This window comes from Pedobacter sp. Leaf216, assembly GCF_001421515.1.
In the GTDB taxonomy this organism is placed as follows: domain Bacteria; phylum Bacteroidota; class Bacteroidia; order Sphingobacteriales; family Sphingobacteriaceae; genus Pedobacter.
In genome coordinates this window covers 139441-158584 of sequence record NZ_LMKM01000038.1, presented here as the reverse complement: position 1 = coordinate 158584, position 19144 = coordinate 139441, and the positions used below count along the sequence as shown (strand labels likewise).

The 19144-nt window shown below is 34.4% G+C and carries 19 protein-coding genes; all 19 read right to left on the bottom strand.

Translation table 11 applies throughout. The features are described 5' to 3' along the window. Positions 1-46 precede the first annotated feature (46 nt). Positions 47-892, bottom strand: a complete 846-nt coding sequence (locus tag ASE74_RS24210; protein ID WP_055915363.1) for a glycosyltransferase family 2 protein — start codon at positions 890-892, stop codon at positions 47-49. Continuing rightward, the gene (locus tag ASE74_RS24205) at positions 892-2151 is read right to left on the bottom strand and encodes an XrtY-associated glycosyltransferase XYAG1 (protein WP_055915360.1); all 1260 of its coding nucleotides are present in this window, start codon (positions 2149-2151) and stop codon (positions 892-894) included. Before ASE74_RS24205 ends, ASE74_RS24210 begins: the two co-directional genes overlap by 1 nt. 1 nt (position 2152) lies before the next feature. Continuing rightward, on the bottom strand, positions 2153-3547 hold the full coding sequence (locus ASE74_RS24200) for a hypothetical protein (RefSeq protein ID WP_055915358.1): 1395 nt from the start codon (positions 3545-3547) through the stop codon (positions 2153-2155). Positions 3548-3736: 189 nt separating this feature from the next. Next, complete coding sequence (locus ASE74_RS24195; RefSeq protein WP_235526214.1) at positions 3737-4921, bottom strand: glycosyltransferase family 4 protein; 1185 nt, start codon at positions 4919-4921, stop codon at positions 3737-3739. Positions 4922-4953: 32 nt separating this feature from the next. Continuing rightward, positions 4954-6270, bottom strand: a complete 1317-nt coding sequence (locus ASE74_RS24190) for a glycosyltransferase (protein ID WP_055915355.1) — start codon at positions 6268-6270, stop codon at positions 4954-4956. A 157-nt stretch (positions 6271-6427) separates the two neighbouring features. Then, the gene (locus ASE74_RS24185) at positions 6428-7411 is read right to left on the bottom strand and encodes a hypothetical protein (RefSeq protein WP_055915354.1); all 984 of its coding nucleotides are present in this window, start codon (positions 7409-7411) and stop codon (positions 6428-6430) included. After that, on the bottom strand, positions 7401-8591 hold the full coding sequence (locus tag ASE74_RS24180) for a hypothetical protein (RefSeq protein WP_055915350.1): 1191 nt from the start codon (positions 8589-8591) through the stop codon (positions 7401-7403). Before ASE74_RS24180 ends, ASE74_RS24185 begins: the two co-directional genes overlap by 11 nt. A gap of 76 nt (positions 8592-8667) precedes the next feature. Beyond that, positions 8668-9690, bottom strand: coding sequence for a glycosyltransferase family A protein (locus tag ASE74_RS24175; protein WP_055915348.1), 1023 nt, complete (start codon positions 9688-9690; stop codon positions 8668-8670). Next, on the bottom strand, positions 9648-10589 hold the full coding sequence (locus tag ASE74_RS24170; protein ID WP_082458919.1) for a glycosyltransferase family 2 protein: 942 nt from the start codon (positions 10587-10589) through the stop codon (positions 9648-9650). Before ASE74_RS24170 ends, ASE74_RS24175 begins: the two co-directional genes overlap by 43 nt. 3 nt (positions 10590-10592) lie before the next feature. Continuing rightward, positions 10593-11396 (bottom strand): glycosyltransferase, encoded by an 804-nt coding sequence (locus ASE74_RS24165; protein ID WP_055915342.1) that lies wholly within the window; start codon positions 11394-11396, stop codon positions 10593-10595. After that, positions 11381-12304, bottom strand: a complete 924-nt coding sequence (locus ASE74_RS24160) for a hypothetical protein (RefSeq protein ID WP_055915340.1) — start codon at positions 12302-12304, stop codon at positions 11381-11383. The genes ASE74_RS24165 and ASE74_RS24160 overlap by 16 nt, the downstream gene beginning before the upstream one ends. A gap of 6 nt (positions 12305-12310) precedes the next feature. Continuing rightward, entirely contained in the window at positions 12311-13162 is an 852-nt protein-coding gene (locus tag ASE74_RS24155; RefSeq protein WP_055915337.1) for a glycosyltransferase, read from the bottom strand. Beyond that, a complete protein-coding gene (locus tag ASE74_RS24150) occupies positions 13159-14055 on the bottom strand; it encodes a glycosyltransferase (RefSeq protein ID WP_055915336.1) in 897 nt (298 codons plus the stop codon). Before ASE74_RS24150 ends, ASE74_RS24155 begins: the two co-directional genes overlap by 4 nt. After that, the gene (locus tag ASE74_RS25420; RefSeq protein WP_055915328.1) at positions 14048-14593 is read right to left on the bottom strand and encodes a DapH/DapD/GlmU-related protein; all 546 of its coding nucleotides are present in this window, start codon (positions 14591-14593) and stop codon (positions 14048-14050) included. The genes ASE74_RS24150 and ASE74_RS25420 overlap by 8 nt, the downstream gene beginning before the upstream one ends. After that, positions 14578-15723, bottom strand: a complete 1146-nt coding sequence (locus tag ASE74_RS24140; RefSeq protein ID WP_055915324.1) for a DUF563 domain-containing protein — start codon at positions 15721-15723, stop codon at positions 14578-14580. Before ASE74_RS24140 ends, ASE74_RS25420 begins: the two co-directional genes overlap by 16 nt. 7 nt (positions 15724-15730) lie before the next feature. Beyond that, a complete protein-coding gene (locus ASE74_RS24135; RefSeq protein WP_055915323.1) occupies positions 15731-16642 on the bottom strand; it encodes a glycosyltransferase in 912 nt (303 codons plus the stop codon). A gap of 42 nt (positions 16643-16684) precedes the next feature. After that, on the bottom strand, positions 16685-17395 hold the full coding sequence (locus ASE74_RS24130) for an FkbM family methyltransferase (protein ID WP_200912353.1): 711 nt from the start codon (positions 17393-17395) through the stop codon (positions 16685-16687). Next, positions 17392-18219, bottom strand: coding sequence for an alpha-1,2-fucosyltransferase (locus ASE74_RS24125; RefSeq protein WP_055915320.1), 828 nt, complete (start codon positions 18217-18219; stop codon positions 17392-17394). The genes ASE74_RS24130 and ASE74_RS24125 overlap by 4 nt, the downstream gene beginning before the upstream one ends. Beyond that, positions 18216-19142 carry a glycosyltransferase family 2 protein gene (locus ASE74_RS24120; RefSeq protein WP_055915317.1) on the bottom strand — a complete coding sequence of 309 codons (927 nt, stop codon included), beginning with the start codon at positions 19140-19142 and terminating at the stop codon, positions 18216-18218. Before ASE74_RS24120 ends, ASE74_RS24125 begins: the two co-directional genes overlap by 4 nt. Positions 19143-19144 lie beyond the last annotated feature (2 nt).

Genomic DNA, 19144 nt, shown 5'->3' with positions numbered 1-19144 from the left:
AGGTATGGTTTTTCTTTTTTTGATTAATTATTAACCTTGCTGATCATCAGTCTAGTAATCTGTTAATTTTTTTATCCACCAGTTTCCTGAACCAGAGTCCTTGCAGGTAATGAAACTTTCTGGCGGTTTTATTATCCAGCATGCCCAATTGGAACACCATCCGGTAACTGTAATATAAATAAGGGCGTAAACCGAGCGGTAACTTCCACCAAAGCCTTTTTAACCAGGCTTTTTTTTCATCCGGATTGCCCCATAAATTTGGTTTCAAGGTTTGAATCCGTAAGTTCCGCATCCTTTCAACCTCTTCCTGGGCAATAAGGTCGCTATATTTTTCATGTTTTTGCAGCCAGAAATTGATGTCGTTTTCTTTGAGGTTTTCCTCTAGCAAATGCCCGTTCTTCCAGGTAACAGTTTTACCAGGGGCAATAAAACGATGGTCCATATTCTCATTCAGGTCCGAATAACCGATCCCCGTTCTGAACATTTTCAACAGATAAAGCGGGTAGTAGCCACCATAGCGGATCCAGCTTCCCTGAAAATAGTTTTTGCGGTTAAAATAAATCCCGTTAATGTTTTCATAATCTGCATCCCTAAACTGTATAAGTTGCGCAAAAAGTGCCGGGGTTACAACCTGGTCAGCATCCAGTCCGATGGTCCAGGGAGTGGTAATATTGAAGTTTTTCAAAGCAAAATCCCATTGTTTGGGATGGTTGATAAAAGCATGCTCTTTAATTTCCGCACCGTAGGTTTTGGCAATGTTTAAAGTTTCATCCCTGCTTCCGCTATCCAGAATAAATATTTTCGCCTGTAAATCTTTAATCGATTCCAGCAAGCGGGGCAGATGAACTTCCTCGTTAAAGGTTAAAATAATAATACTGAATTCGCTGTTCATCAAACCACCTGATCGTAAAGTTTCAAATACCGTTTGGCCAAAACCTGGTCGTCAAAATCTTTGTTGATCATTTCTGTTGCCATTTGGCGGATCTTGTGCCGGGTTTGGTGATCTTCATACGATCTTAATAACGTTGCTTTAATGTCAATAGCTTCCAAAGCTGATACCCATCCCAGTTGCCGATCGATAACATAATCTGATAAGCCAACCTGGTTTGAAATTAAAACAGGCGTTCCAACACTCAAACTTTCGATTACCACATTGGCGAAATTTTCATTAAAAGAAGTTAAAACCAGTAAGTCATGTTTGGCCATTAATTCGTATTTGTTATGGTTATCCACCTGCCCAATCCAATTAATACGCTGATGGAGATTTAAATTTTGGGCTTTTAATTTCAAGCTTTCCAGGTATGCTGCTTTCCCCGAACCTGCAATGGTTAACTGCCAGTTTATCTCCAGTAAGGAAAGTGCTTCGAAAAGCAATTCAAGTCCCTTTTTTTCTTCAATACGTGAAAGAAAAATTAAACGGAAAACCGGCGGATTATCGTTTGCTATGGCTAACTGTGAACCGAAAACCGGCTTTTGTATATTTACTAAATTAGGAATCACAGTAATGCTTTTTGGGCTAACAATCTCGAGTATATCCTTTTTTTCCTGCTCGCTCGTGGCGTGGATATGGCAGTATTGCAAGAGTTTTTTCCCTAGCAATTGATGCAGGAATTTTTTAAAAGATGAATTGCGGTTGGTTTGGGTATAGGAGGTTAACATTCCCCTTGGAGAGAGTACAACAGGTATTTTATACCATTTTGCTAGCCAACAACTCAAAACCGAAACCAGATTCCACCAGGCGTGGATGTGGATAATGAGACTGGCGTTAGGAGTTTGATCTTTGTTTATTTTAATACTGCTGTCGCTCTTAACTAAGCTTGCATTCAGCTTGATATGTTGTCGAAGGGCTCGCCTTAAACCCCACAATAATCCAGGCGAAAAATGACTATGATCTTTAGTCCACCGTTTAAAATAGGTTACTTTTACCCCTTCAACCAAAACAGGTTTGCCTATGCTTACTACGAGTTCTTCATTACCATTGGCGTTTGTCGTAAGTACTTCTAACGCTGGGCATTTATCATACTGAGCGTAATCGAAGTTTTTTTGTTGAACAACTTCGCTTAACGTTTCACACAATTTACCCACACTTTGTATTGGTCCGCCATAAATAAAGGCGGGTTTATAGGAGGCAGTGATCTGGATGATTTTCAAATTAAATTTTAATCTGTTGTAAAAATCTTTTTAACGCGAAACGGCGGATCAATTCGTAAATGAGTAAGTACATCAATAACCCACCGATGAGTTTATTCAATGCCGATTCAAATAGATAAATTAAAATAAACAAGGGTATAATCATCGCAGTACCAATTAATTTATCAGGGCTGCTGGTCATTACATATTTATAAACCAAGCCTATTAACAGCCCATAGCCAAATAAGCTGATAAACATTCCTGGTACACCAAAATCGATATAGTTTTCTGTCATGTAACCTAAACTAATGGATGTTCCCTGTTCAGTTCCGGCTACCATCATACCTGAATATTTCCGCGTCGTTTCAGAATCGTCAATAGCGGCTTTATTTGGGAAGAAAATACGGGGCTGAAGTACCCTCCCTACTGCGTCGCCCCACAACCTGCCATGTGTGTGCGGAATGACCCTGGGTACATAGTCGATTGTTGCAGAGAAGAAATCAATATAGGATAAACGGTCAACGGTTTGTTTGAAACCTGAGTTGATGGCATTATTATCGACTTTTTTAACCAGTTCACCAAGTTTGGATAGTGATTCTCCTGTCGACCTCACAACATTTTGATTGAGCTGTCCACCTGATAAATAGTTCCGGTATTCTGGTTTCACGTATTGCCAGATAATCATCATATAAATTAGTGCAACTGTAATTGCAGCTAAGGGCAATACTTGTTTAAATTTCAAATCTTTGCTATAAATCACAACAATCCCACCGAATACAACCAAGAAATAATCTTTAAAACTAGAAAAGAATCCAGTTAAACTCATTACTACTTCGGCAACCGCAATAATGGTAAATAACTTGAATTGCTTGGTATAGAGACAGCTCAACATGAAAATAAAAAAAACCATCCATTTAAAATCGGCCAACTTCGAGATCGGTTGTTGTAAACCACCAAATCTAAATGAACTGTCTGAGATGAATGGGTATACAAGACTTATTATGATATATATGGGTACAATTTTTCTGGAATCATACGATAAGGCTAAATTCGCATAATCTAGTCCTTTAAGTTCGTATTTCCTAATAATGAAAAAGATGCCTATTCCAACAAAAATAAGCCCGATATTACTATAAAAGAATGCTTCCTGAATATGCTGATAATTGTCAAAAACCTCTGTAAATGAAAGACCTTCAAAATTTGCATAAAACACCTTAATATTGATAGAGGCCCATTGAAGCATAGTACCTAAAAACAAAAAGGGAGATTCATCCTCTTTCCAAAGCAGCGGCATTAAAATAAAAGGGATAATAACTGCTGTAGTTGTCTCTAATGGATTTTTAGAAGTTGCTGCATAAATAAGGAAAAGAAATAATAATATTTTACCAGATTGACCTATTTTCTTAAACTTATCCATGCTTAGCTGTACAGTATGTTATTATATATAAACATGTCCATTTTAATCAATCGTGGAAATCCATTAAAGATTCATCTGGTGGATAGCAAATATATTGCTTTCTTTAATTTAAGTAGAGTGTAAGGTTTTTTAACTGCTTTTTTAAAGATTTCTAATGCTTTATGCAATTTTTTCATCTTGTAGAGCAGTTTATTTGTTTTGGTTGGCACCTTCTTTATCCAACTGATTTATTATAATTCCACATTGACGATCGAAGTTCCATGAAGAAATTATTTCTATTGATTTCCTGCCAAATTGTTCCAAAGTTATATTTCTTTCAAATTTAAGGAGCTTGTTTGTCAAATCGGGCAGATTTTCTGATTTGAATACAAACCCATTCTCCTTATCAATAATTAAATCTTTTGCACATCCAACTTTGTCCGAAACCAATACTGCCTTCCCCGCTGCCATCGCTTCATTCACAGTTAATCCCCAGGTTTCTGCAGGCCCTTTTGAAGGTAGGCAAAATAAATCGCAAGCTTGGTAAATCACCGGCATTGTAAGCTGGTTTTGAAAATCCATAAAATGAATTCTTTCATTACGGTTGTCACCCTGAGTTTGCCGAAGGGCTGTATTTTTAAGTTTTTCTTCCAACTCACCATTTCCTACAAAAAGAAGGTGGGTATTGGAATGATTTAAATTAAGAAAGCCTTCCAGTAAAATTAGAGGATTTTTTTTCTCCTCGAACTTTCCGGCATATAAAATTAATATTTCATTTTGAGTAATACCCAGATGTTCGCGCAATTTCACTACCTCCTCTTGTCTGCTTTGTCCAAATCGGTCATTATCTACGGCATGTGGAGCATGGATCAGTTTATAATTTGCCACCCCCATAGCTTTAAAATATGCCTTATTGGCTGTTCCTACATAAAACGCGGTATCAATATGGCTATAAACCCAGGTTAAAAAAAATCTTCTGCTCAAATTCTTTAACCCTGGTCGATCATCCAACAAAGTAGAATCCCCCCTAAACCATACAGGTATTTTTCCTTTAAAATGCCTCATTACAGTTAAATGGCTCTGATAAGCCCAGCCATAAACCAGTATGGCTGCAGGTTCAAATTGGCCAATTAACGTTATTAAATCTGGATTTTTAATTCCGGCAAAGTGATTATAACCTGGCTTTTTTGCCAGGTTTTTTACAAAAGTATAATTATAGCCCTCCAATAAAGGGATGTCCCATTCTATAGTCTTGCCAAAACCAGCATCGTAATTCAGCCCATCTATTTTACCGGCCGTATAAAACACCATTAATGAACATTGTTTACCTAACAACTCAAATACCTTACTATAGTATTGAATAGGATGCGAAATAACGATGGCCAGCTTTTTCAAATGGTTTTTTTATAATCTAAATTATCCGTCGGCTAAATCTGTGATAACAGATGCTTCGTCTGATGATTTTCAATGCTTAGATCAAATAAATCACATTGTCTTTTGGTAGTCGCTCTTGCCCGGTATTGCTCAAATTCCGTCCAATCAGTTTCTGGCTTGGCTAAAGTATGATCCGCAACACCTTTTAAAAAAATATAAATGGTTTCCATTGCCGTTTTATAATTTAATATATCCGCAACGTAGCCCGCCCTGCAATCTATAAGGGATTGTGCCGCACTGCTTTCCAAATTAAAAATGGCTAAGATTGGCTTCTCCGTCATAATATAGGGATATATTTTTGAGGCTGTATATGCTGGTTTTTCATGGCCGGGTATAAAAAGTGCATCAGCACTTTGCAGGTTAAAAATACTTTCATAAAAAGATATTCTGTCGGTTTGTTCTGTTACATAATCTCCTACACCTAATTTCTCTGCTACGCTATAAAGTGTTTTTTCGCCACTCCCTAAAGGGGCATAACTGGTGCCAATAAAATGAAATCTCAGTTTCTGAAAGTTCTCGAAATCTTTTTTTAATCCAATTTTAAACCCTTTAAGCAATTGCATTACTGCTTTTTGCATATCAAAGCCCCCTCTGCCAACATATACAATATGCTTAAATGCAGGGCTGTTATCATAAGCAAGTTTAAGTTCATTTTTATGATTTGCCGCAATTTCAAGATCTTGCCTAAATCCTCCAAAAGTGATAGTGGCAGTGGGCAGTTTTGCAAGATGAGGATATCTTTTAATAAGATCATCAATATATGCATCCGATACTGACATTATACCATCAACATCTTTCATTGCCACAGGTTCTAAATATTTATCCAAACGGTAGGAGAACCAATATTTTTTTGGCCTTTTGTATTTAGGTTTATCTTCGTAGTAGTTGGTAAACCAGGGGTCTTGCATATCAATAATGTACGGTATGCCAAATTTCTTTTTCCAATAAGGTCCTAAAGCACATACAGGAAACTGAGTCGTAGAAAAAAAGATAAGATCAAACTTTTCTTTTCTTAGTAAACGGTTAACATAACTTTTATAAAACCAAAGCGACCTTAAAGCAATACTGCCTAAACCAAATTTATAAGTCAGCTTTTTAGGTAGGGCACTAACCCTGTGAATTTTGATGTGTGCAGGAACGGAATCATTTAAAAGGTAATCGAAAACAGCATCCGTATATTGTTCTCCAACGCATACAATTTCTGCACTCCAATCAAAATCCTGGTAAAATGGTAAGCTCATCCTTACCCGTTGCATATCTGCAGCATTTGAAGGGACAAAATATGGGGAGATGATTAAGACTTTTTTCAAGGCTGATTATAATAAATTTTTATTTATCGCTTTATGGATGTGTTTCTCTATAACAAAGCATAATATTAAAGTTGCAGTTAGTGCTACAAAAATTTTCATGTAAATAAAGCCTGGAATAGCGTAACATACTAACATTAAAATAGGGTAAGCGCATCTCTCATGTAGCTCTGAAAAAGGATGTAAATTTAAACAAATTTCTATTACGCAATTTTTCTCTTGCCTCCGACCAGTCAACAACATCATCCACGATATCATAAAATCCATGCTGTGATACCGGAAGATCATTATTTTCTATTTTTTGGATAAGTAAGGGGAGTCTAGCATAAAATCCGCTGCTTCTGTAAGGTGGATGTAAAGACCAAATTCCTTCTGCTGAACCTAAAAAATCTACCCGTTTTAGATTTTTCTTTTGCATAAGATTGGAAATTAAATGCTCCGGCAAATCAGCTGTTGGGTTTCCTGCTAAAATTGCTTTAAGCTGGTCTTTTAAACAGGGCCTTCTAATCCGAAGTTTATATTGATGGAGAGATGATTTTTTAATCATGAAAATACGGGTGCTAAATCCGGATAACTGAAATTTATAGGGCTCATCCTGAAATTTTTCGATAATATGTTGTCCAATCAAAATTTCATTTTTTGCAGGTGGACCAGGCAGTGGTGATACTGATAAAATATCATTCTGTTCAGCCAATAGTGTGGCTGCTTTGCTAATCCACAATGTATCCTTCCCTCCTAAAAATATATCAGCATCAAGATGGAAAATAAGATCATTGCTGCAATTATACATGCCAAAGAAGTAACAGTAAAATGGTCCACCTCTAAAGTCTTTTTCTGGGATATATCCATGTAAAAAGAAATATTTGGCTACTTTCTTCTTCATTTCTTCTGTGTAATCCACATAAATAATACGGACAGTGTATTGCTTTGCAACTATTTCTAAAAGTGATTTAAGTTTTGCTTCATTTTCCTCCCACCCTAAAGAAAATCTACCCTTACTTGGTTTCGATTCGATAGTAAGTAAAATTTCGTCTACCTGGCCGGCCAAAATTTTAAGTTGGTGCGGTAAAACAAATTTAGCTAGTTGGTAATCGCCAGGTGAAAGATTGATCTGTAAACTAACTTTTTGTTTACTATAAGGCATTTTCGATAATTGTTAAGAGGTGATCAGCCTGGTTTTTCCAGTCATAATAATTTGCCATAGTATTTATTCGTGTATTAAGCGCCTCGTTGTTCCTTAAATTTACCAGCCATTCTTCCAGTTCAGAATAATTTATATTGCTAAAGTCGATAATAATTCCTGGCTTAAATTCACGAAAAACTTCTTGTTGTCCTAAGGTATTGGATGCTATAACCGGTAAACCGCACTGTATATATTGAAAAAATTTATTGGTAATGGTGTACTCACGATTTTTTGGTTGATGTAACTCTATAGCTAATCCAACATCAAACTTTGAGAGCATGTGACACATTTGGTTTGCAGGTACAGTTGCATGAAAAATTAACCTTATTCTTTTTTCGGCGATACTATTGAGTAAATATTTAAACCCTTCATCAATGTCACCAATCAAGTGTATCTCAAGCGGTAGATTTATTTTTTTTAGTATAGAAATAATTTCTTCCAACCCTCTGCCCGGCCCAATATTTAGAGAGAACCAAACCAGCTTTAGAGTTCTGTCATTTTTACCCTCATTATTTATTAAATCTCTATCCAAATCAAAAGAATTGTACAAGACCTCAGGTAAAGGGCTATGGTAATAATCAGCCAAATGCTTTGCTAGAGATTTGGATGTGGTAGTACAATATTTGCCTTTTGTTAAGGCAGTTTTTTCCAAACTTTTTAAAAGCTTTATAGGCCGGAACGTTCTCGCTTTGTCAGATAAATCTTCCGAATGCCAGTCTTCAAGATCAAAACCTACATTTAATCCTTTTTTGATCAATCTTTTACCAACATATAGCGGTAGTTCTTGATGGCAGATATACAAATCAGCGTTTATCAGTTTGCTGATTCTAATATACCTTAATGGGGCATATCCTAAAGCAAAACAAGTTTCAATACCAAAATATTTTACACCAAGTGTTCCAATTCTCTTTAACAGGCGATCACAAAATGATGTCAGATTTTTCTTTGATAAATCAGAAACAGGAGTAATTATGATCGGTTGGCCCTTCAATAACGTTTCATCCTCTGCAGCTATTAATTTTGAATAGATTGAATTTAAGATTTGAACTTTATAACCCGCCTGTGCGAGTGCAACGGCCTCTTTTACCACACGAGGATTTCGACTAAGGTGAGTATGGGTAATGATGCAAATTTTAAACATTATAACCTTTGCGTTATTTCATAAGCAAAAAAGGTACTGAACACTTCGTTTTCGGTATATAGGTGTCTTATCATAATCAGTGCGTTTTATAAGATTCCAATAGAAAATCGAAATGTTTAGACAACAGTTTGGGAGACCTAACAATTTTATAGCATGATAGTGGTGATTTTATCCAGGTCAACATGTAGCGCATTATTTCAAAGATGTTTGCTCTAGTAATTAAAAGTCTTGCACTCTTTAGCGATAATCCTGTATGCATAAGTGTGGTGATATATGGTTTATTGCCATATCTTGCTTTTAACCATAATTCATCGGCTAAATTTATACGTGTCTGTGATTCAATACATTCAAATATTGAGGATATTAGTAGAACCTGATACGAGCCCCAAATAAGTGGATTTTTTGACCTGACTGTTTTTATCGTTTCAGAAAAATTTACCAACGGTTCATTTATTAAAAGAATAGGGTGTGGTATTAGGCGTTCCCTAAAATGTTCGGTAACATCAACTGGTAAATCTTCTGGAGTAAGCCAGTTTGTGAAGGAACCGGTTTTCCAAAGCATAGAACTATTACATATTTTAGCACTACCGCATTTATCGGCCAATATATAATCAAATACATCCCAATCCTGAGTATTGTTCCAAACGGTATCACCCGTATTTATCCATTCACCGTTATTATTTTCAATCCATATATTTTCATTTGATACAGCAAGCTGGATGTTTGGAGAATTTGAAATCGAAGTAATCATTTTTAGTAAGAAATCATTTTCCCACCAATTATCATCTTCTAAAATACTGGCATAACTTTCATCGATCTTTGTTGAAAACGCATAATTAAAGTTTATTGTAGCTCCTCTTTTAATACATGGAAGCGAAAGAAAAATCCTGTTGTCTTTATAACCGCTAATAATGGATTCTACCTCATGATCTGATGGATCATCATTAATTACTTCCGCTATCCAATTTGTATAGGATTGATTAATCAGCGAATCTAACGCACGCTTTAAGAGTACTGGGCGTCTATGCGTAATTACAAAAATCTTTACTCTATTATTCAAAGATTTAATAGTGCTTTTATTCTTTTGGTTATTTTCCAACCAAAAACTTTATTTAAAACAAGGGTAATTCCACCAGAGTCAGGTTTTAGAGACGATCCTCCAATGTTTGCAACAAGATTCTCAATTTTTTTAACCAATAAAGGATTATGGGGATAAATTTCAAATATGCAGCTTTGCAGCATATTGGCACAGCTATCTCGAATGCCGCTTTGTATACCATAAGCTTTTATGGCATGTTGTGTGGAAAGATATACAGACCTATAAAGCGATTGATAAGCGGCGTCTCCCTTTTTTTCTGATAATCCATTTATACCTGATCGATAAAAAAGAATCGCTGCAGGGTTCATTATTATGTGATCTACGTTAAGAAAAATTCTGGTGAAGAATTCCAGATCATCATTGAGGCTTAATTCTTCGTTCCACAGCCCAGCTTTTATAAGCACAGATTTGTGCAGCATTATACGACCAGGGGTTGTCATTGGATTGCAGTTCTTCCAGTATGATAGAATCCATTGTTTAAAGTCTAATTTAATATCAGGGGTAAATTCTTCTTTAAAGTTTTCGATGGTATTATGATAAAACCTGCCCCATCCCGAAACAGCTATAACATTGGTTCTATAATTAATGCAATTAAATTGAAGTTCGATAAAATCATTTGGTATTATATCATCACCATCAAAAAACACGATATATTCTCCATTGGATTTTTGATAAGCAATGTTTCTGGCAGCAGCAGCCCCAGATTTACCAATTGAAAAAACATTAATCCTATGATCGTTGATTTTACTTATCTCCTTCAATGTATTATCTTCAGACCCATCATTTACAATGATTATTTCCAAATGCTGATAAGATTGGTTGCATAAAGATTGTAATGTTTCCCCTATATATGGGCCACAATTATGAGCGGGAATACATATAGAAATTAATGGTACCATCTATTATTTTATGCCATGCTTTTTTTTCAATTTCTCGAAAATAGAAGTGCTGGAATACTGCTTGTTTTTATCATATTGATAATTTTTCCATACCTCATTCCATAAATGAAGGGTATAAGAGTTTTTTGTAGTCCTTCTACCTGGCATAGTTTGCGGTTTAAATATCGGCCTGATCAACTCTTTTGCTCTGCTTATTGCAGTTCGATCATCCAAAACTAACTCTCCAACATTTTTCCAATTTATTGGATTGAAGAAATCGTATTCCAAGGCATTTTCTGCTATTTTTAACTCCTTTACCGCTTCTTGAAATAAAAATGGACCTGCTAAACCAAAGTCCATGTTCTGGAGGTCTATCTTATTAATTTTATCAAGGCAATAGTCGAAAAAAAAGTGATTAACCGGGGCTTTGAAGATGCAATTATTGACTATCGAACCATATTCCCCTTCATTGCTTGTGCAAAAAATCAGGTCATTCTGCAAATCCAGATACTTAAGGCAAACAATGTCCATATCAACCCACCATCCTCCATGTTTCTGTATTAATAATAACCGGAATACATCAGCAAAGCCAGATACTGACCCTTTCGCCCATCCATCTTTATACCTAAAAATAGATTCCTCTTTGATTATAGTATTTGCATCATAAATATGAGTGCCCGACGGAATATTCTTGATATCGTGATAGGTGTATAAATGAAATTCATGCCCGTGATCTAAAAAAGATTGGATGCACAATTTTTCAACATTCGAAAGTTGTTCCCCAATCCATAAAGATTGAACATGTTTTGGTATTATAATTTTTTCCATGCTATTGTGAAGTATGCAATTTTGGATAAATCAACATAATGATGTAGTATTCCTTCTTTTTGGTTTACTTTATCAGGAATTGGATTTACAATATATTCTTCTTTGTTTAATACAACTGACTTTGTTTCTCCTATGATCATCGATGTTAATGCTTGTTCGAGGTAATAGGAGGTTTTCTCTGCCTTTTCAAGTTCAATTATCCAATTTTCTAACCTGACCCAATTGATGGTCGAACTTTTAAGCCCTATTACACCAACATTTACCATTGGAGGTATTTTTGAGCCACTTAATGTCTCCATCAAATTGATTGAATATCCATAAGACTGTGTACAATCCTGCATATAAATGGGGGATTGGGGATGTTTAAACCAGTCTAATATGTCATTAGCCTTTCCCCAGAATAACATATCTGAATCAATTACAAGCTTCCACTCATCATGGTTCGAAATAGAATGTATATCAGTTATTTTTTTTATGTGAGGGTATACATGCCTTTTATGATGAAGCACAGGGAATTCTCTTTCTGGTAACACACTATCTAAATTTTTTTTGATTTGATAAGAATCTATTATGACGACGTTTTTTGACCGATTATTAATAGTTTTAATAAGTTTTTTATTAAAAGTTCCATCATCTACTAATGTAAAACTAAATGCACCAGGATGATGTTTAGCTACAGATGCCATACAAAATAGCGTTTGGTAGAGGTATTTTTTACCGGTTAGAAAATAAATCGGAAAGCCTTTAGGGTTCGCAATTATTACCGGTATAACTTTAACAGCATTCATCATCCTGTAACGGTTATATTCCATTTTCCAGTAGTTCAGCAATCCTCCATAATGATTATACATTTTCAATTTCGCTTTCGGATACCGATAAAGAATATCTATTATTTTTTGTGTGAACATAAATATCTAAGTGAGAAAGAATGCGTCACGCCAAAACAGATGTCGTACGTTGCTGGTATAATGTCTTCCGATTAACTTCTTTTTAGTAGGAGTTAAAGATTGATTGTCTTCATGAAAATTTCCTATTATATTTTGATCCCATAAAATCCCGAGTGAATTGCTTGCCATTTCTGCAAAAATCGTTTGTTCAGATAAAAAGTCATAATTGGGGTGGATCGCATTTAAGGCAAATTCAATGTTATACTTCTCATAGAGGTTTAAACCATGCGCATAAACCATTCCGGCATTAAAGCTGCCATATTTTACGAGGTTACTTCCAAAAAAGCTTAACAACCTTTCGTCATAGGCCGCTTTCCAATCTGCGGATCCTCCACATGATGTTTCTTCTATATCTTTTGGCCAAAAAGGTAGAAAATCATTAAAAAACAGGATATCACTATCAATCCAAACTACAGGTTTGCTTTCAGCATGGTGCAAAATTATAGCTAGTTTTTTTCCGAATGCGTTTAGTTTGGCATATTGGCCAATTGCTTCTCTTCCTCTTTCTAAGTGATAGTTGCAACTTTTCTCCCAATTATCAATACTAATTTTACCCTTCCAAAATTTTAATCGCTTGGCTATTTTATCTTCCGAAATTGTTCCATCAGAGATAATAATAAGGGCAGGGAGCCTAGACCATTTTTTGCTGATTGTTAGCAAGCAGATACAAACCATGTTGATATGTGCTTTACCTGTCATCATAACAATAACGTTTTCAGATGGCTCAGAATATCGAGTTTTATAAGGCCTAAACTTTAATAAAAACTGATATATTATTGGTATTCTGTAGGCTAGAGAATTTTTTATGTTGTTTATCATTCTGCTAAACCATCAAAAATTCCACAGGCTCCCCGCCATTTAATATAATTTGTTTTACTTTTCCATGCGCTATAAACAAACCATGCCTTAATTTTTCTTGGCAAAAGTGTATATCTTGGAATTTTGTTCCAAGGACAAATTTGATGTGATGCCAGAAGAATAACCCACGACTTGCTACTTTCATTCGTTAATTTAGCTATATAGTTAGAGGTTGTTCGAGATGGAGGAATCATGTGTTTTAATTCAAGATTTGGGAAATACCCAACATGCCAGCCCAATTTTAATACTTCTATCACAATATCATTATCTCCTCCCGAGCTCAAATTATTACCAGTCCTGTCGAGAATAGCATGTTGTTTTTCGCGATATGATTTTAATGCGTCTTTGCGTAAAATCATTCCGGCTCCAACCGGTGATGCTTTTGGATAAGTATTATTCCATTGGGCAATTATTGTTTCCATGCCAAGATCTCTTACTGCCAACAAATCATAAAAATCTTTTAGCCACGGCTCAGGAGCGGTATCAAATGCCGGAAGGATTTTACCGCCTGCAGCACCTAAATTTAAATTTGAGTTGAAAATGGCAAGAGCGTTTTCCAGATAGTTGCTTCTAAGGAGATTATCATCGTCAACCATTACAATAAGTTCACCGCTTGAAGCGTTAAATCCTGCTAAACGCGCGTGAGTAAGTCCTTGAATAGGCTCTCTTATAATTTTATAATTCACACATGAAGCACAAGCAATAGTTATTTCATGATCCGAATTATTATCAACAATTATTAATTCCCATTGGTTATTTGGCAAAGTTTGTTGTTCAATATGTTTAATCGTTAAATCGAGCTTTTCTTGATTAGGATTATATGTAGGAATAATTATACTAATGAAGTTAATCATTTCTAAAACCAATAGTTTTTGCTGGTACACCTACTGCAATTGCATAAGGAGGCAAATCTTTAGTAACAACTGCCCCTGCACCAATAATACATCCGTCTCCGATATTTACATTTCCTAAAATTTTAACACCGGCACCAATCCATACATCATTGCCAATTTTTACCGGCAATAAAACATCACCTAATGAGCGGATTAATGTATTTTTTGGTGGGATATTATGATTGGAACTTACAATAGTAGTGTGCATGGCAATTAACACATTTTCCCCAATTTCAACCTTACCATGGCCATATATTACGGTGTACTCACCTACATAAGAATTTCTTCCGATATTAATTTCTCCGCCATACGCTTTTAATACCGTCCCTTTTGACAGTTCGCAGCTTTCTCCAATATTAACATCTCCTTTTTTAATAGAAAATCCTCTTGAAATAGAAACATATCGGCCAATTGAAACTGAATCCGGTATACTAACTCCGCATATACCAAAATAGATCCTGTTTAGGAGTGATATTAACTTTATCAGATAAACTTGCATAACGTTTCTCTTAAATAATTAACTCCTGTTTTTTGATTTTCTGGATTCATGAAATCAACATTAATAATGGAGTGTTCAAAACCTAACATTGAAGAAATCCTACTGTAACACGGTTGAAAGCTTTTATCATTAGGTAATATTTCAAGTATTTTTGTTCCACTATTACAAAAAATAATATTACTTAAACCTGCACCGTGGGGAGAAATTACATGAGTGGATTTTTGTAATAAATCTATCGTTTCATCTGGTGTGAGCTTGTTAAGATCGATCCTTTCTATTTTTGGAAAGTCCATTAAAATATCTTCTTCCCATTTGATATGTCGTTCTTTTAATCCCTCTCTTGTTATCCAAATAATAACATTATTAGTAAATTTTTCAGCCGGAGTTACTTGTTTGATGTTAAATAAAGCTAATAATGAATTAATGCACCATTTGGATATTTGTTGATCATGAATCAATCGGTTTGTAAAAATTAATTGGTCGCATTCTATATGATCAGTATTCATTACCCAAATCACCTTATCAATATCAATGTTTGCTTTTTTTAGCCAACCTAACTTCCAATCCGTTTTTGGGCCGTTAAGTAAGATAAAGCTTGAAAGCTCAATGATTTCATGGCAATAATGAAGTTTTGGAAGTGATTCAAGAAAGAAATGATAAAAACCACCATCGGCTCCATTGGTTAAACATGAAAGTACAATGCCCTCTAATTTTTTTTTGGGTGGATAATTAATAACATTTGTAAATGGCGAATGATAAAGCCTAATGGTCCACTCTTTAGCTGATTCTTCAATAAAAGCTCTTTTCTTTCTATCATAAACCAGGCCATTATTACTTAAAATTGTACCAGATAGTAGTTTATAAAGTATTCTATCTGGCTCTTTATAAACTCCTTTTAGCTCATATCGGTTTATATTGCTCACAGTTCTTAAAATGGGGGGGGCATTCACAAACGATGGGCAATTTGGATACACTATCATTTTTCCGGTTTCAATCTTTAATACCATGGATTTTCTCTCCGGCACATCGATCTCTTCGCCTTTTTTATCAGGATATAGATTTAAGAAAGATTTTATCCTATAAGGATGATTAGTGAATAGAAATATTATTATTTTTTTTAAAATTTTCACTAACCAATTAAATTTTTATCCTTTTAATTAAGATCAACAACAATTTAGATGGAATCAACTTGTTTAAAAGATATAATGCATAAATTTTTTCTGTTCTAATATGGAGTTGATAAACCTTTTTTAGACTTAAAATTTTTTGAAGTTTGTAAAAATTTCCTGATTTGATAAACACATTTTGTACTTTTTTAATTTCCGATTCGACTACAGACATGTTTAAATACTTATTGTAATCTCTAATGTAGGTTTCAAGAAAGTTAAGTCTGCAATCCCAACACCAGATCTGATCATTGCTCAGACCTTTATTGTGTCTGATAGAGATAGCTATTGTGCAATTAATATGTGCAAATGTATTGCCTGCAATTGCTAACCTGATGTGAATGTCTGCATCTTCCCAACAATGTAGTCTTTCATTAAATCCATTAATATTGAGGAAAGCGTTTTTATTGTATACTGTATTTATGATACCTAAAGGATTTGAAAGAAAGTAATTGGTAGGATCTTCTGCAAGTTTTGCTTGGTTGTACCTCCACTCGATTACAACTTTCTTACTGTTTTCATCTACCCAATCCGAATTGCCGAATATAACGTCTGCTTTGGTACCTGTAATTGCTTTATTAATTTCATAGATGAACGATTTGTCAAATTTATCATCTACATCATGAAAATGGATATAGTTACTGTTTGAAGCCCTTGCAAGTACATTTCTAGCAAAGCCTACGCCTTTATTAAACGCCGATGAGAAATATTTATATCCAGATTTTTTTAGTAAACTTAATGAATTATCTGTGCTCCCGTCATTGTAAAAAATAACTTCATCGAATTTTAATTCTTGATTTTTAAGATGCTCGCAAAACTCAATAATGTATTTTTCGCCATTAAATACAGGAATTAGTAGAGAAATTGTTGGCGAGCTATGCATTTCAAATTTGAATTACCATTGTGGCAATGGTCTAATGTGTAATTATTTATGCTTTATCAAAGCAGAATCTACGTAAATGTCGTTGAGAAATGTATCTGCAATAAGAAAATAACTATTTTCATGGAGTATACTTCTTATCATTTCATTTTTCCTTAAGAAACCGTCTTTATCTGCATAAAGGTTCTCGACACAGATTATTTTAGGCTTTGTAGCCTGAAAATCATAACTTCCAAGCACATCTTCATCTAATCCTTCAACATCTAAAGAGAGAAGGTCGGGAAATTTACCGTTACAATAATTCTGAATGATATTAGAAAGTTTTAAGCAAGTGATGTTTATGGTTTTTTTTATGGGGTAACCTTTAGATGCTAATTCCTCTGCTTGTTTTTTTAAGAAGGTATTAAGTTCAGGCTGCTCCATGATATAAAAATCCAAATTTTCGGAATTTGATGCTGTTATCCCAATATTGAGATTTTGATCTTCAGGCCTGAATTGTTTAAAAGCGTTTATCAAATCTGGATTAGCTTCTATATTTATTCCACGACATCCAAATTTATAAAACAATGCAGTATTACTTAGATGGAAGGGGTGGTGGGCACCAATGTCAATATAACTAGGTTTATCAATCCCCAAGTACTCCCTAAAAATTGATTTTATTATTAAATCCTCACCATATTGAGAATAAGATATTCTTTTAAATTTATGATTTGGTTCAAAGATATTGATTAATTTCCTCAGAAAATTTTTCATCATTTAGCTATAATTTGTTTCCAATCTTTTGGAATGATATTTTTTGGATATTCTTTTTTAATGTTAAAACCTAACCAATATTTAGGGCAAAGTATTTTTTTTGTTGCTTTAGGGTTTAAATAGGCTGCCCACCAGGCAAAGGAACTGTTAGAAACTATGCAGATATCAGCATTCATCATGATCTGAAAATCAATAATGAGTTCGTTGTTGTGAAATTCAGCATTTTCCAGATAGCCAAATTCGGATTTAACAAATTCAATGTCATCACTAATAAACATAAGTTTATAATGATGCAAATTCTCAATTGCTGCAAAACAGTTTTTATAATAATCGAGTGGTAGGGTTAAATTGTTACTACCAAGATTTTCAAGCCACCAGTTATCCAAGTTTAAGTAATCTCCTCTCCTTAAATGAATTGCTATCGTTTTATGCTCAGAAAAAAAATTTCCATATTGGTTACTAAAAACTTGCTTGTACTCTTTTCTAACTTTTATAAATGAGTCTATATCATTTTTTAATTGATTAAAGAAGGTTTCTGATTGAAAATATCCTACATATATTTCATTGTCTCGGGCTATATTATTGCGTGTTAAACTATAATTTTGAAGTGGCTTTCTCAAGTATCCTTTCTTGATCTTCAAAATGATTTTGTAGAGTAGGTTGAGGTTTGGATTGTAATGTGGTAGCTCGAAATAATCTGGTAATGTAAAACGTTCTATTTTTTCACTGATGAAGTATTTTGAATTTAATGTTTTTGAAAGTGAAATTATGAAGGCGTATTGAAATAACTGATTACCCAATCTACACTGTATTGAAATACCAATCATAAATACTTATTTATCTTGATCCAAATTCTGTGAAAGAAATACCTGATCTTCCAATGTGCTACTGATCCGTGAGCATCAGGACTACATATTAATTCATGATCTCTAGCCCAATTTTCTCCCATTCCAGGATTATGTGTTTTTGCTTCCTGGTGAACATGAGCAACAGCTAACGGCTCTTTTATTATTTTTTTCTTTTTACCTTTCAACATCCTAAGCCACAATTCATAATCTAAAGAGCACACTAATTCTTCCCATATAGGCTGGTGTATTTTAGATAACCAAAAAGTAGAAGGTTGCTGTAAAGTTGGCATTCTGATAAACGTATCGATTAAAGGAAGAGTCTTATTCAGACTGATTTCATTTTTTTCCCGATCAAAACTTTGTGAATAGCCATATACACATTCAGCATTTGTAAACATAAATTTACTTATCACTTTATAGAAAGTATTTTCTAAATAATAATCATCACTATTTATCCAAGCGTAATAAGTTCCGGAAGCCAGGCTAAAACCTTTGTTTATAGCATGTCCCTGCCCGTTATCTTTTTTGATCTCAAAAAAGCTGATCCAGTCAGCATATTTTTCAATTATGCTTTTTGTATTGTCTGTACTTCCTCCATCAATAATTATATATTCAAGGTTTGGATAGTTTTGTAGTAATACGGACCTTATGGTTTGCTCAATAAATTTTTCTTGATTATATGATGGCGTTACAATAGTTAATTTTGGCCAGGATGAATTTTTATCATAAATTTCTGGTTTTACCTGAACATACCACGGCCAACCCACTTGCAAAGAATTGGGTTTTGGTAGATTTTGCAACAAGTCACCATCAGGGTTAAAAATTGTGGATAACGGGTATTTAACACCATCATTTAAATATGCATTCCTATAATCCTCAAGGCTAGGTAGTTTTATCTTCAATC

What these genes read in the sequence shown, in the direction of transcription:
- ASE74_RS24210 (WP_055915363.1), bottom strand. Translation starts at nt 892, where the DNA reads ATGAACAGCGAATTCAGTATTATTATTTTAACCTTTAACGAGGAAGTT.
- ASE74_RS24200 (WP_055915358.1), bottom strand. Translation starts at nt 3,547, where the DNA reads ATGGATAAGTTTAAGAAAATAGGTCAATCTGGTAAAATATTATTATTT.
- ASE74_RS24185 (WP_055915354.1), bottom strand. Translation starts at nt 7,411, where the DNA reads ATGCCTTATAGTAAACAAAAAGTTAGTTTACAGATCAATCTTTCACCT.
- ASE74_RS24180 (WP_055915350.1), bottom strand. Translation starts at nt 8,591, where the DNA reads ATGTTTAAAATTTGCATCATTACCCATACTCACCTTAGTCGAAATCCT.
- ASE74_RS24170 (WP_082458919.1), bottom strand. Translation starts at nt 10,589, where the DNA reads ATGGTACCATTAATTTCTATATGTATTCCCGCTCATAATTGTGGCCCA.
- ASE74_RS24165 (WP_055915342.1), bottom strand. Translation starts at nt 11,396, where the DNA reads ATGGAAAAAATTATAATACCAAAACATGTTCAATCTTTATGGATTGGG.
- ASE74_RS24160 (WP_055915340.1), bottom strand. Translation starts at nt 12,304, where the DNA reads ATGTTCACACAAAAAATAATAGATATTCTTTATCGGTATCCGAAAGCG.
- ASE74_RS24155 (WP_055915337.1), bottom strand. Translation starts at nt 13,162, where the DNA reads ATGATAAACAACATAAAAAATTCTCTAGCCTACAGAATACCAATAATA.
- ASE74_RS24150 (WP_055915336.1), bottom strand. Translation starts at nt 14,055, where the DNA reads ATGATTAACTTCATTAGTATAATTATTCCTACATATAATCCTAATCAA.
- ASE74_RS25420 (WP_055915328.1), bottom strand. Translation starts at nt 14,593, where the DNA reads ATGCAAGTTTATCTGATAAAGTTAATATCACTCCTAAACAGGATCTAT.
- ASE74_RS24135 (WP_055915323.1), bottom strand. Translation starts at nt 16,642, where the DNA reads ATGCATAGCTCGCCAACAATTTCTCTACTAATTCCTGTATTTAATGGC.
- ASE74_RS24130 (WP_200912353.1), bottom strand. Translation starts at nt 17,395, where the DNA reads ATGATGAAAAATTTTCTGAGGAAATTAATCAATATCTTTGAACCAAAT.
- ASE74_RS24125 (WP_055915320.1), bottom strand. Translation starts at nt 18,219, where the DNA reads ATGATTGGTATTTCAATACAGTGTAGATTGGGTAATCAGTTATTTCAA.